The organism is Pelodictyon clathratiforme (genome assembly GCF_982375515.1).
Map to the genome: position 1 here is coordinate 110001 of NZ_OZ455102.1, position 13115 is coordinate 123115.

Annotated in this window: 16 protein-coding genes (1 of these 16 only partly in view); 10 read left to right on the forward strand and 6 right to left on the reverse strand. The window is 47.4% G+C overall.

Annotated elements, in window-relative coordinates; translation table 11 throughout:
* The 7 genes from AC56AD_RS00495 to AC56AD_RS00525 form a co-directional block, all read left to right on the forward strand.
* Positions 1 to 193 carry the end of a tetratricopeptide repeat protein gene (locus AC56AD_RS00495; protein ID WP_012506959.1) on the forward strand. The gene continues 335 nt to the left of window position 1, outside the view, so only the last 193 of its 528 coding nucleotides appear in the window; the start codon falls outside the window, past its left edge; its stop codon occupies positions 191 to 193.
* A 5-nt stretch (positions 194 to 198) separates the two neighbouring features.
* Complete coding sequence (locus AC56AD_RS00500; protein ID WP_012506960.1) at positions 199 to 1197, forward strand: glycosyltransferase family 9 protein; 999 nt, start codon at positions 199 to 201, stop codon at positions 1195 to 1197.
* Positions 1198 to 1387: 190 nt separating this feature from the next.
* Complete coding sequence (gene rpsF / locus AC56AD_RS00505; RefSeq protein WP_012506961.1) at positions 1388 to 1792, forward strand: 30S ribosomal protein S6; 405 nt, start codon at positions 1388 to 1390, stop codon at positions 1790 to 1792.
* Between the two features lie 66 nt (positions 1793 to 1858).
* Positions 1859 to 2332 (forward strand): single-stranded DNA-binding protein, encoded by a 474-nt coding sequence (locus tag AC56AD_RS00510; RefSeq protein WP_012506962.1) that lies wholly within the window; start codon positions 1859 to 1861, stop codon positions 2330 to 2332.
* A 35-nt stretch (positions 2333 to 2367) separates the two neighbouring features.
* On the forward strand, positions 2368 to 2646 hold the full coding sequence (gene rpsR, locus AC56AD_RS00515) for a 30S ribosomal protein S18 (RefSeq protein ID WP_012506963.1): 279 nt from the start codon (positions 2368 to 2370) through the stop codon (positions 2644 to 2646).
* Between the two features lie 36 nt (positions 2647 to 2682).
* Entirely contained in the window at positions 2683 to 3138 is a 456-nt protein-coding gene (gene rplI / locus AC56AD_RS00520; protein WP_012506964.1) for a 50S ribosomal protein L9, read from the forward strand.
* A gap of 124 nt (positions 3139 to 3262) precedes the next feature.
* Entirely contained in the window at positions 3263 to 3442 is a 180-nt protein-coding gene (locus AC56AD_RS00525) for a MarR family transcriptional regulator (protein WP_041526358.1), read from the forward strand.
* A 21-nt stretch (positions 3443 to 3463) separates the two neighbouring features.
* On the opposite strand, the gene AC56AD_RS00530 is transcribed toward AC56AD_RS00525, so the two are convergent.
* From AC56AD_RS00530 to AC56AD_RS00545, 4 genes are all read right to left on the reverse strand, one after another.
* The gene (locus AC56AD_RS00530) at positions 3464 to 3838 is read right to left on the reverse strand and encodes a rhodanese-like domain-containing protein (protein ID WP_273279037.1); all 375 of its coding nucleotides are present in this window, start codon (positions 3836 to 3838) and stop codon (positions 3464 to 3466) included.
* A 174-nt stretch (positions 3839 to 4012) separates the two neighbouring features.
* A complete protein-coding gene (locus AC56AD_RS00535) occupies positions 4013 to 4609 on the reverse strand; it encodes a UPF0149 family protein (protein WP_012506967.1) in 597 nt (198 codons plus the stop codon).
* Positions 4610 to 4732: 123 nt separating this feature from the next.
* Positions 4733 to 5152 carry a secondary thiamine-phosphate synthase enzyme YjbQ gene (locus tag AC56AD_RS00540; protein ID WP_012506968.1) on the reverse strand — a complete coding sequence of 140 codons (420 nt, stop codon included), beginning with the start codon at positions 5150 to 5152 and terminating at the stop codon, positions 4733 to 4735.
* Positions 5153 to 5269: 117 nt separating this feature from the next.
* Entirely contained in the window at positions 5270 to 6982 is a 1713-nt protein-coding gene (locus AC56AD_RS00545; protein WP_012507107.1) for an IS1634 family transposase, read from the reverse strand.
* Between the two features lie 391 nt (positions 6983 to 7373).
* Between AC56AD_RS00545 and AC56AD_RS00550 the strand changes: the two genes are divergently transcribed.
* The gene (locus tag AC56AD_RS00550; RefSeq protein ID WP_041526359.1) at positions 7374 to 7832 is read left to right on the forward strand and encodes an RNA polymerase sigma24 factor; all 459 of its coding nucleotides are present in this window, start codon (positions 7374 to 7376) and stop codon (positions 7830 to 7832) included.
* A 376-nt stretch (positions 7833 to 8208) separates the two neighbouring features.
* Here the strand turns inward: AC56AD_RS00550 and AC56AD_RS00555 are convergent, their stop codons facing one another.
* Positions 8209 to 9675: a sodium:proton antiporter gene (locus tag AC56AD_RS00555; protein ID WP_012506970.1), complete on the reverse strand. Its 1467-nt coding sequence runs from the start codon at positions 9673 to 9675 to the stop codon at positions 8209 to 8211.
* A gap of 250 nt (positions 9676 to 9925) precedes the next feature.
* Here AC56AD_RS00555 and AC56AD_RS00560 point away from each other — a divergent pair, with 250 nt between their 5' ends.
* Positions 9926 to 10312: a DUF389 domain-containing protein gene (locus AC56AD_RS00560; protein WP_041526360.1), complete on the forward strand. Its 387-nt coding sequence runs from the start codon at positions 9926 to 9928 to the stop codon at positions 10310 to 10312.
* Between the two features lie 202 nt (positions 10313 to 10514).
* Here the strand turns inward: AC56AD_RS00560 and AC56AD_RS00565 are convergent.
* Positions 10515 to 11995, reverse strand: a protein-coding gene (locus AC56AD_RS00565) for an ISNCY-like element ISPph5 family transposase (protein ID WP_150085532.1) whose coding sequence is annotated in 2 segments (ribosomal slippage) — positions 10515 to 11533 and positions 11533 to 11995 — 1482 coding nt in all. Because the reading frame shifts where the segments join, the coding sequence is not laid out codon by codon here.
* A gap of 244 nt (positions 11996 to 12239) precedes the next feature.
* On the opposite strand from AC56AD_RS00565, the gene AC56AD_RS00570 reads away from it, so the two are divergent.
* On the forward strand, positions 12240 to 13115 hold the full coding sequence (locus tag AC56AD_RS00570; protein ID WP_397233977.1) for a DUF389 domain-containing protein: 876 nt from the start codon (positions 12240 to 12242) through the stop codon (positions 13113 to 13115).

The following is a 13115-nucleotide window of genomic DNA, read 5'->3' on the forward strand; positions in this document are numbered from 1 at the left end:
AGGTATTGGCAGAAAGGAAGAGGCGCTGAAAGCATTTCAGATGGCCGGAGAGATGATAGCCGAGCGTAAAGGTGAGATGAGCGACAAGGAGGAGCTTCAGCGAATGACAGCAGAGCACATTGCATCGCTCCAGGCTCTCACGCCGGATAAAAAACCAGCCGGATACAAAGCCTGGTGGGAGTTCTGGTCATAATCTCCATGAAGCCAATCAAAAAGATACTGGTTATACGCTTAAGCTCCATTGGAGATATTATTCTTACCACCCCGCTTCTCCGGAGCCTCAAGGTCGCCTGGCCGGAGGCGAAGATCGACTACTGCACCAAAACGCCCTTTGTTTCACTCCTTGCAGGCAATCCCCGCCTCTCAGCGATCTCTACGAACGAGCATCCACCATCAGGAAGCTATGATCTTGTGGTTGATTTGCAGCACAATATGCGCTCGCACGCCATTGTCCATTCGCTCCGGGCAGAGCGGCTGGTGCACTACCGTAAAGGCAACTGGAAAAAATGGCTGCTGGTGCAATGCAAGCTCAACCTCTACGGTTCCCCCCGGAGCGTGGTAGAACGTTACCTTGAAACCGTGAAGGAGCTTGGTGCAGCAGGTGATCTTCAGGGATGTGAACTCTATCCCTCCCCAGAGGAGAAGGCCTATGCCCACCCTTATTTTACGAGTGGACGAAAAACACTTGCCCTCTGTTTTGGAGCAAAACACTTTACCAAGCGCTACCCACCGCAGCGCTTTGCCGCCATCCTCTCTCATCTGCTGCGCGAAGAGCCGTTACAGGTACTTCTTCTGGGAGGAAAAGAGGATGCACCGCAGGCAACAGAGATCATCAACTCCCTCCCTGCCGCCTGCCGCCCAACGGTCATCAATCTTGCCGGGAGCTGCACCCTTATGCAAACGGCAGCACTTCTTGAACGCTCTGACGCCATCCTCTGTAACGATACTGGTCTCATGCACATGGCCTCAGCCTTCGGTAAACAGCTCTTTGTGCTTTTTGGCTCCTCCTCATCAGCCTTCGGTTTTCTTCCCTACCATGTCCCCTATGATCTCTTCGAAGTCGAGGGACTCCCTTGCAGACCCTGTTCACATATTGGCCGCGATCGTTGTCCGAAAAAGCATTTTCGCTGCATGAACGATCTTTCCGACACGCTGATTGCCAGCAGGATTCTGGAATTCTTCAGTCATTTATCGTGACGAAAAAGCCAATTCGAGGCATTTTCACTCACGGTTGGAAAAATGATGCAAATAGGTTACCTTTGATGTTCAAATTTGCAGATGGTGTTCACAGGGAAACCTTTGAAGCCGTGGGGCTGGTCTGCGCAATGCCAGACCCTCGCCATATTGCAAGCAACTGAGGACGAATAATACTATCAGATTTTGCGCTATGGAAACAAACAAACTTTATGAATGTACGCTCATCATTGACGGAGGGCTTCAGGATGAGGCCATCGCCGCTGCAATGGCGTTAGTACAGAGGGTCATTACTGAAAAAGGCGGAAGTATCAGCAGTGTTCTCGAAATCGGAAGACGCAAGACAGCATATCCGATCAAGAAGAAAACTATCGGCTACTATGCCCACATCGAATTTACTGCGGCTACATCTGTGATTGCAGAGGTTGAAAAAGTTATTCGTTACGAGGAAGATCTGCTCCGTTACCTGATTATTCATCTTACCAGCGCACTGCTTGAAATGCGCAAAAGGGTTGAGAAGTATAGTGTTGTCATAGGCAGTCCGGAAGACAGCGCACTTGCCGAAGCCGCCGCAGCATCCGATACCGTTGCAAAATGATAGTCAGGGTTAGTTTGAACGCATGCTGAGAAGTGATTCCTTTGAGAACAAAACGGAGAAGATGTTATGGCTGAATTAAAAATGCCGGAAATAAACAGTGTCGTTATTGCTGGGAATCTTACCAAGGATCCTGTTTTCAGGCAGACTAATTCAGGCGGAACGCCTGTCGTTAATTTTTCAATTGCATGTAACCGAAGATTCCGCGACAGCAATCATCAATGGCAGGAAGATGTCTGTTATGTTGGAGTTGTTGCATGGAACAAGCTTGCGGAAAGCTGCCGTGACAATCTTAAAAAAAGTTCTGCAGTCCTTGTGGATGGTGAATTACAAAGCCGGACATGGAAAGCGCAGGACGGATCATCCAGAACCGTTGTTGAAATTAAAGCCAGAAGAATCCAGTTTCTCAACAAGCGCAAAAAGAACGGCGAAGAGGATGACGAAGGCTTTATCGAGGATGATTGTCACGATAACCATCATGAAGAAATTCATGAAGAAGATCCCACTCACATTTACGAATACAAATATCTTTCCTCCGATTGAGGGGATAGGGATAAGCCAAATTTTGTAATGAACTTATGAGACAAAAATTTACACACGCACAGGGCCACAAATCACAGGGCAACAAATCACTGAGCAACGCGTTGGCGTCGAAGAAAAAAGTGTCGAAAAATCAGGTTGTCTTTTTCGATTATCGCGACGAACGCAAGCTGAAGAGATTTATTAACGATCAAGGAAAAATTATTCCTCGTCGCATCACCGGACTCTCTGCCAAAGAGCAGAACCTCCTTACCCATTCAGTAAAATGGGCACGGTTCCTGGCAGTAATCCCTTATGTTGTCGACGAATACAAATAACCAATTTCGCAATCAATTGAACGAGGAAGCTAAGCAGTGAAAGTCATTTTAAGAAACAATGTGGCTACCCTTGGCGATGCAGGTGAAGTTGTTGCCGTCAAGAACGGTTATGCAAACAATTTCCTGATTCCGCAGGGTATGGCTATAAGAGCTACCGAGGGAACGCTCAAAGCTCTTGAAACAGAGAAAAAGCAGCAGACCAAAAAAATCGAGTTGCAGCGCAAACACGCCCGTGAGCATGCTCAGACAATCGAGCAGATGTCACTGAAGGTTTATGCAAAAGCTGGTGATTCGGGCAAACTCTTCGGGACCGTGACTTCGGCTGATATTGCCGATGCCCTCAAAGCTCAGGGGATCGACATCGACCGCCGGAAGATCACCATTGAAGCTCCGATCAAGTCGCTCGGTAAATATGAAGCAGACGCAAAAATCTTTCAGGATATCACGGTCAAAGTTCATTTCGAAGTCGAAGCTGAAGGCTCAGAAGCCTGACCCGTCGCATTCGAGAGGAGAACTGATGAAAAGCATTGCAGGTTAATCCCGCAACGTCAAGCTCCGTGACACGTTCAGTCACGGAGCTTTTTTTTAGCAACTTATGCAATCAAAAGAAAATCACATGGAAGCGAAAGAAATTATTCTCGACGTGATGAAAAAAGAGGGCAGCCCCTTGAATGCCGGCCGGATTGCCGAAATCAGCGGACTGGATCGCAAAGAGGTCGATAAGGCGATGAAGGCGCTGAAAGATGAAGAGCTGATCGTCTCTCCAAAGCGCTGCTACTGGGAAGTCAAGGCCTAATCGATGGGTTTGTTTCCTGTTCTATGATTTTCCGCGGAACATCTGCAACAGCCAGGCTCCGAATGTTTGTTTCGGTCTTCCTTTAACAGGCAGCCCCTCCTTTGCCCACCGCATAATCCCGTACTGCATATTGACCACTTTGCGATATCCGTGGGTCATCAGAATACGGGTTGCTACTGCGCTGCGGCTCCCGCTATTGCAGGCAATAATGACTTGGCGCTTTACCGGAATCTCCTGAAACCGTTTCTCAAAGTCACGAAAAGGAATCAGCATGATTTCAGGCACATCGAAAGATTTTCTGGCAACCTCATATGCTTCGCGGACATCGACAAGCAACGCCCCTTTCTGAATCATTGCAAACGCTTTCGCGGGTACCACTTCCTGGACTTTGTTCATAATCTGTTTTGGATCAGCTTATCAAATAGTTGAGTCAACGACGCCACACTCAGCGCTCCCTTCTCTCCGACCTCATTGTTAACGGCTTTATACCTATACCCCGTACCGGTATAAATAGTACAAAATATCAGGCACAAAACAAGCTCTTATCTTTTGTGAACAGTTCACTCTTCCTTACTCATTATTCTCGTTCCAGTACCTGTAAATCTTGACGACAAAACCCGGCATCAGTTGGATCATATCGGAAACGTCCTCTTCCGACAACGCCTTGTAATCATCCGTGATTTTACTGAGAATCAACATCGGCATTGCAAGCAAACCGCTCTCTTCATCCGCAAAAAGAGGCTTCCATGCTTCCTGGGTCAGCTCCATTCCTAAAGTAAATCCCACGGCCCAATTTTCAACAGCAAGCTCTTTTGCCTCCTCGTCCGGATAGCTGAATCGCTCAAACAAAGGAAGAAAGCCGTCAGGATTGTTGAGGAATTGCAGTGCAATGGTGTTCATATGGCGAAGAAGAAACTCCCAGATCATCTCCTCCTCATCTACAGAAGAAAAACGGGGCACAGCGCTCTTCTCCTGATTCCAGATAGAGGGAATCCAGATTTCCGGCGGAACCACACCCGGGCCGGCAATCAGCGCAGTCATATATCCATCCACCATTTCAATCGAAGACAAAGAATCCTCAGGCATTAAATCAGAGAGCAGAAAGCTTTCCAGCCGATCAAGCTCCTCAACGGAAAGCGGTTGCTGCAGCGGGTCGGTTGGTTTCATGTCAGCAGGCATTAAAATGAGGTATAACAAAGCTCTCTTTATTCCCTAAACGTAGCAAAAAAAAAATTAAATCCTTATGAATCGAAATTCCCGGAGCAGAACCCTCGCGCACCATCGCATCCCTTATTCACCGATAATCTTGATTAGCACCCGCTTTTTTCTCTTGCCATCAAACTCCCCGTAAAAAATCTGCTCCCAGGTACCAAAATGCAACCGACCTTTTGTGACAGCAACCACGACCTCCCGGCCCATGATCTGGCGCTTGTGATGGGCATCACCATTATCCTCTCCGGTTCTGTTGTGCTGGTAGCGGCTTAGCGGCTCATGCGGAGCCAGCTCCTCAAGCCACCGCTTGTAGTCCTGATGCAACCCCGGTTCATCATCATTGATAAAGACCGATGCGGTTATATGCATCGCATTCACCAGGCAGAGCCCCTCCTGAATGCCGCTCTCCTGAAGAGCCCGCTCAACGTCGCCGGTGATATTGACAAAATCCATTCTGGCAGGTATCTGGAGCCAGAGTTCCTTATGGTATGATTTCATGCTGCAGAAGGTTAATGTTCAGAGCCTTGCCGATGTCGGCTCCAAGTTCCAGCGCATTTATTCCCGCTGTTGGTCGTTACGAATATACACCCTGAAAGTAGGATAAAGCGCACACTATCATGAGGTCACTCCCAGATATTTCAGGAACAGCCGATCTCTGGCTACGGATTCAGTAGACCAGCGGTAGTTGCCCATGACAGTTCGTACTTGAGTCGTCTCAATGCAATCGAACCAATCCAGAATCTGAGCGAGAGATCGTTGCTCAAGCCACTGTTCCAATTTTTTTTCGAGATTGACAAGTGCTTTGGTTTTTTCGCTTCCGTTCTTTCCAAGCTCTGCCCGCATTTCCTTGATTTTCTTGGTCAGGAAGCAATGATACCCCAGTGACACAAACTGTACGAATTGCCTTCCCCGCAGGTTGTCTGGATGCCATGTGCGCGGCCTTGCTCCATCAAGGCCTCCCTTCACCACGGCGAAGATCTCCTCTATTTTTTCACGCAATCGATAGTCTGCCAACGCTGTGAAGGTCTTCATGGCCTGATTGCTGACGAGCGCAAAATAGCCGAAGTATTTCGTCGCTTCGACAATGGCCTTGTCGTTGAAACCGACCCTCAATTGTCCACCACGCCCCTTTTTTGAGCAGATCAGATATCGCTCGATTTTTCGTTGCGCAGATTTCGTGAACTCCATCACCCCATCTTCTACTTGAGCTTTGAGTTCAAACAGCTCCTTGCGGAAGTCGAGCTGCTTCTTGGTGTCGCTGTTAGGGGAATAGAAGACATGGACATAAAGGCGGCGCACGAACCTCTCTTCTTCTCCGCTCAGCTTGCCGTTTCGCGACAGTTGGCGCACTCGACCGAACTCGTGCATTCTCATCGCCGTGGCGCCGCAAACCGACGGATCAAACTGGCAAGTGCTCGACATGCCCGCCAGCGTCTCCCGAAGCGCATCCACCGTCTCGCGAACCCAAGTGATATTGGGGTCAACCAGAGTAAGGAATTTCATGTTGCGCAAGGCGAATTTCATCATGTTCCCCTCACTGTAGTAGCCGTTATCGGTAACGATCAAGGGTTTCTCAAGGTTAAAGCACTTGAGTTGCTTCAGGGTGTTCTCAATGGATATGACGTCCGGAACATTGCCAGGCTGCTTGGCGAATGCTAACGGCTCGCGTTCCTTTACGGAATACAAGGTTAGAAGCTTGATGGTTTTCAGTCCGTCACCATCCTTATTGAACCCATGCCGTGCTTCCGACTGGTTCTCGGAGTAGGTCGATATCGTGGTCGAATCAAACGCCAGCACAGGTGCCTTGCCCAGGCGATCCGCCCGGAAGGAGAAGTAGCGCTGCACGCGGTCTTCGTCGCACCCGACACATTTGAACAAGTCACTGTAAACGTCTTCAGTGATAACTTCGCTGTAGGGAAGGGAGTGCATTACCTGCCAACCCTCAAGGCGTGGCAAGGTGTTTCCGCCGGAACCGATCCAGTAACGCGCAATAGAGAGAATCTTGGCAGCGTCGCCCTCGCTGAACGAAGAACGCACGTCATCGTCAATGCCGGAGGCTTTACCGACCCACTCCAGAAGATCCGTGAGGCCACTGTGCCTGCGTAGCGCACCAACCAAGCCCCCTTCATTTTTGCTTTTTTTCGGGCGTGTAGGGATTATCTCCTGTGTTCCCGACTTGATTTTCCCTTGGAGCTTCTGACTGACGGTATAGGTCTTTCTGGTTCGTTCATTATAGCCTGTAACCCGCTCATAGATGTAAATATCGCCATTCGGGCGCCTTTCACGCCGTTCGCCAACGTGAGTTTTTCCAGTTACTGGTTTAGACACGGGGTATTCTCCTTTTTAAAGTGTTTTCCTTATTATACATACGTACACGTTAAAAAGCAAGAAAAAAGCGCGGTTTTTCTAAAAAAAACACAACTTCTCCGGAAAAAACACAACTTTTTTTGAAATAGTGCTCAGGTGGCGATCTTTTTTAGTTAATGTGTGCGCTTTATCCGACTTTCAGGATACACAGAAGCTGTTCACGCTGGCAATGCTAATCCTTACCGGGTTTTGAATCCCTTTCCTGAAGCCCCCTTTGGAACCTCCACGCAATGCGTAACAATAATCGTTCTGATCCTGAGCTTTTTTCCCTTAAGCTTTGTACCTTAAAGTATTAGGCAAGATGCATGGTTTTTTTCAGCCACAATGAGACGCACAATTCCAGGGAGGAACCGTGACCAACGAAAAAAGAACGCCAATGGATTTAATGGATGATATTTACAGCCTTGCATATTGGATGACCGGCTCAGAGGCATCAGCCACTGAGTTGGTCAACATAACCTACCTGAATGTTACTCTTGATACACCGGAAAGTGAGGTATACAAAACATTCAGAGAGTGTTATTTCGACACTTTCGGTTACGAAGAGGCACCCTGTATTCCCAAACCGTCATGTAACCCTATGGAAAAAATGGGGAGTGTATTACTGCAGCGGGATGCCGATATAAAATTATCAGTACTGCTTTCAGCGGTTTCCGGGCTCAAACACGGAGCGATATCCAAAATAATCGGCAAACCCCTTGACACCATCAGAGAGTGGCTATCAGTAGGGCGTAAATCGCTTGCAGAGAGAGTTCTCACATATGATGCCTCACTTTTACATGGCATTTCCATCGATAAAGATCCGCTATGAAATAACTTCGATCAACCGTAAAGCCATAGGATGCATCTCTTCCAATTCCGTGATGCCGAGAAATCGGGAAAACTCCTTCACGTCGTGACAATACGCCTGTCATGTCTTATCACTCCGGATTTTGGCATACCATTCGAGTTGCGGAGGCATGACCTTAAGGGCACGAACCTGCGGTACTGAACGTGCCCGTTTTTCGAGTATCGGAAGGGTGCGGCTTATGGCGCCCCTTCACAAAGTACTCTGTCCCAAATTGGCAGCTTCGCTTCAGGTTATTAAACGTCCTGCCCATCTTGCGTAACATTTTGTACATCTTGATCATACCGTTGCCAGTAACAGATTCCGCTTGGCATCCTTGCTCATAACCTTGCTCATCCCCTCAGTAGTTAAAAAACAGCACCCATAAGAGAATAAAAAATGGGAGCAGTATCGGCAGTGAGTATTTGTAGATGTACTCCAGAAAATCGGGAACGTCAACATCTGCCTGTGCGGCAATGTTTTTTACCATGAAGTTCGGGGCGTTGCCGATGTAGGTCATTGCCCCAAAAAAGACTGCCGCAATCGAGATTGCCATAAGGTAAATGTCTGAGGATACATCGCCCTGAAGCGGGGATGCAACGCCGGTAGCGAAGTGCCTTATATCTTCAGGGGAACCGATATCCAGTCCAAACTTTCCTAACGCACCGGCGAAGAAGTTCAGATAAGTAGGAGCGTTATCAAGTACTCCGGAAAGAGCCCCGGTCAACCAGTAGAAACGTGATACCGAAAAATCAGCAGCATGTGATGACGCGTAGTATCCGATGAGTTCAAGAGCCGGAATCATGGTGGCAAAGATGCCAATAAAAAGAAAAGCAACCTCCTTGATGGGTTCAAAGTTGAATTCATTGCCCTTGAATGCCTCATGATTTGAGAATTTATAGGCGGCAATGGCAACCATAAACATGATCAGTTCCCGGATACCGAATGGCAGATGAAAAAGCTTCTGAAGGCTCGGGATGCCCTCTATTACTGCTGGATCAAGAAAAACCGCAGCAATGATCACTGCGAGAAAGAGGAAATTTCTTCGGCCTGTAATGCTTACTCCGCCGTTTACTTCAGCCCCTTTCATATCACCAGTCCCCCTCTTCACATCGAGAATGATGAAAATGAGAAGAAGACCGGCAACTGTAATGAGCCATGGCAACCATACTTTGGGTAACACCCAGAAAAAGGGGACACCTTTCAAAAAACCGAGAAACAAGGGAGGATCGCCTATAGGAGTAAGTGCGCCACCAATGTTGCTGACAATGAAGATGAAAAAGACAATATGAAATGGTTTGAGACGACCTTTATTGATTCGCATGTAAGGTCTTATGAGCAGCATGGAGGCGCCGGTTGTTCCGACCAGATTTGAAATAATGGCCCCAAAAAAGAGTAAAAGCGCATTCATCAAAGGGGTTCCTTTCCGCTCTATTCTGATGAGTATTCCGCCGGATACCACAAACAGTGATGAGATCAAGGCAATGAAGGAGAGGTACTCTTCAAGGGTATGTTCCAGCACATGCCACCCGCCATCCATTAATAAACCATAGTAACATGCAACAATGAAACCAAGTCCTACGGAAACCTTTGGATAGTGCCGATCCCAGAAGCGATGGAACAAAAGGGGGCCGGTTGCTATCATAACGAGCAGAGCAATAAACGGCGTAACAAGCCAGACTGGTGGGAGACTCTTCTGAAATGTGACAGCAAGGGCGGGCGCCACTGCAGTGATATCGAGAGCTTCAGCATAAAGTGCCCCGCTTAAACCCACTGACACGGCAAACATACAGGCAAAGAAGAGGAGAGAACGTTTTGTCGGTTTCATAAACAACAATCTTCTGCAAAAAGCATGAAATGGAGAAATCCTTGTTCCCATAGTATACATTGATTTTCAGACAATAACTTAAGTTGCTACCTTACTCCATCACACGGCCCGGTTTGAGCGTAGCATAACGGTGCTGCTATCCATCAGAATGCCCGGACATAATGGCGATCAGGCAAGATATTGCACCATGTGAACCCCATCGGTTAAGCCAGTATGAAAATGAGTGATTTCGATAATAAAAATCCCTGTTATGATTAAAAAGATCTTGCACTCATTTAACATACAGCCGGATGCTGAAACCTTCGATGTCATCCACAATGCGGTAGAAAGTGAGATCGTTTTTAAAGGCAGCAGGCTGTGGATTCTGATTTTTGCCACCATTCTTGCCTCTGTAGGATTGAATATCAACTCTACAGCCGTCATTATTGGAGCCATGCTTATTTCACCGCTGATGGGTCCGATTAATGGCATGGGATACAGCATTGCAACATACGATTTCCCTCTGCTTCGAAAGGCGTTCAAGAACTTCTCCTTTGCTGTTCTGGCAAGTCTGGCCGCCTCAACGCTCTACTTTGCCATCAGCCCGGTTTCGAGCGCTCATTCCGAACTGCTTGCACGCACGAGTCCTACTATTTAGTGCCAGAAAGAAAACCCCTGTTTTTTGAAAATTTGACAACCTCCCGCCGGATTAAAAACCATTTTTAATGATCAACAAAAGGCGTTTTTGTGCTGATCGTGACACGCCATGGGTAAACTACCGAATTTTGCTCCAGGAAGCGTCATAACGAACGGATCTCTCCCTGCGAATTGGTAAAAAACTCTTTTTTTGGGGAGAGAACTCAGGCAGCTTTTTTGTAGGGCCCTCGATGTCGCTTCGCATCCTGCTTGTACAAGAGTGCTCCATAACGATGAATGTTGCGAGCCAGCACTGCAAGGGCAACATAGCGATTGAATCCTTTGATGCCATCATCAGGGCATATATCCAAGCCGTGAACCTCAAGTGCGTTGATTGCTGATTCAACTGCCGAATGCTGCCGTCGCAGTCTCCTGAATTCCGGCTCGGATTCATGAGCTTTGTCGATTTTTGAGAGCTTGCCTTTTTTCGGCATAACAACTTTTTCAAGAAGCGCTTTCAGGTCGCGTTGGTTATCCGGGCTATGAAAGCCTTTGTCGTAGCTGATCGATCGCAAGTTTGGAAAACGTTGCTTGGTCTCTTCGATAATGGACACTGCGATGTCGCTATCGACAACTTTTTCCATGACCTGATGATGCAGGATAAAACGATACTGATCTTCGATAATACAGACCCGTAATCCCAACTCAACCGGCACTCCCGCCTTGCCTTTACTGATCCACTCGGTGTGTGGCTGAAAAATTGAAAAGACTTTCTCCGCATGCGGAATAACCTCGTCATTTATCCGACGACGAATTTGCCCCATTTGTACCTCAGCATGAGCAATATAGCCGTTAAGCTGGCTGAGCCGCAACGGATTTAAGCCACCCAGTTCTGCGCCGGTACGCACTGCCCGTTGTAACTGATAATCGACTGCCGCAAGGTAATCGAGGAGTGCTTGCTTTATTTGTTGATCTTTGAGAGCTTTCTTTTCCGGCTTTTTTGATGTCGAGTGCTTGAGCTGTTGCACAATACGACGCATTCTTTTGATATGCCGGATGTTATGATCGTATTGGCGCCATTGACTTAATCCTTCATCAAAAGACCATTTCGCACAGACCTCAATGGCTTTGCGAATGGCATCGAACAACTGGCTTGTATCAGCAGGAAAGTGAACGTTGGTTTCCACCACAAACGAATCACCTCGGGCCATTAAAGGGAAATTTTCTTCCTCTTTTTTTTTACTAACGTATGACCTGCACGGACAATTTCCTGGTTGATTCGATCAAGCAATTCGGGGGTAAACAGTCGGACATTATCTTTGATGGTCTGGAGTTCATAAGATGTTTTATCAGTCCAATCGTTGTGACCAAGCATCTGGCGAAGCGTATCGTGGTGATTGACCAATTCATGAAGCCGATCGTAATCAGCGTTGATTCCCAGTCGAACGACACCCAGTACCAAAATTGCCCATTGCTCCATACCGGGACGCCCTGTGTTTGGGTCAGCTTTTCCTTCTCCTTTTTTCCGTTCAGGACGAACCTCTTCGAGGATGGCAAAAACACGCTTGCGCAACTCCTCGTCGGTGTAGATGCCCTGAAGGCCCCTCAAGATTTTTGGGATATCATCTCGTGATTTCGGATCGAAAACAATGGCAGAAATATCGGTACGACCGAACATCATTTGGTGGTTGATGACGCTACGCATAGTGGATTTCAAAAAACGAAGTTTGGAGTCTGTTTCTCTTTGAGGGCACCCTGCAACACCTTTTCTCTATCAAAAATGCTTCTAATGGGGTATTATTACGCTTTAGCTCAGGGTCCGTCAAATATCTTTGACCATGAAATAACAATATAAACTATTATTTTATAATATCATAACAGTTTTTCGTTCATCCACTATTTACGATGTCCTGATCGCACTTTTTGGCGGGCTTGCCGGTACGATTTCCCTGACTACAAAGCTGAAGGGCAATGTTGTGCCGGGTGTGGCTATTGCTACAGCGCTTATGCCTCCTCTCTGTACGGCGGGTTATGGACTGGCAACCGCTCACTTTCCATTTTTTTTCGGAGCAATCTATCTCTTTGCAATCAATGTGGTGTTTATCGGGATTTCAACAGTCGTCTTTTCGCAGGTTATGGCGTTTCCTATCAAATCCATTATTGATGATGCAAAAAAAGTGCGCATCAACCGCCTGATAACCGTAGTGATTTTGATTATGCTGGTTCCAAGCATCTATTTTGGTTACCTGCTTGTGCAGAATGAGGGATTTTTGGAAAACTCCGGCAAGTTTATCCGTAGCATCAGTTTTTTCCGTGGAGATTATCTTTTGCGTCACGAAATCAATGCCGATCACAAAACGATTACCCTCGTTTATGGCGGACGGACGCTGACGGATGAGGACAAGGCGCAGTTGAAAAAGCGAGCGGCGGAATTCGGGTTGGGAGATGTAGTCCTGAATTATCAGCAGGGACTTAACTTCAGCGAGATATCCATTCAGCTCAGCGAAACTGAACGGCTGAAATCTGAAGTTAACCGTCTCTCCCTTTTACTCCAGCAAAGCGCCCAGCAGCAGGATAGCGTTCAACAGCGCGGTTATACAGGAAAGGTTCTGCTGAAGGAGCTCAGGACACTTTATCCAATGCTCTCAGCATGCCTTTTCACAGAAACCTACCGGTTCAATGCCGATCCAGCATCGAAGGCAACAAAGGTGGCTTATGTTGTTCTATCCGCATCAACCCCTCTGGGAGAGAGTGAAAAAAAGAAAATTTTTGACTGGCTCAAGGTGAGGCTTCAGAACGACAGCTTGAGAACCGTCTTCGATTAA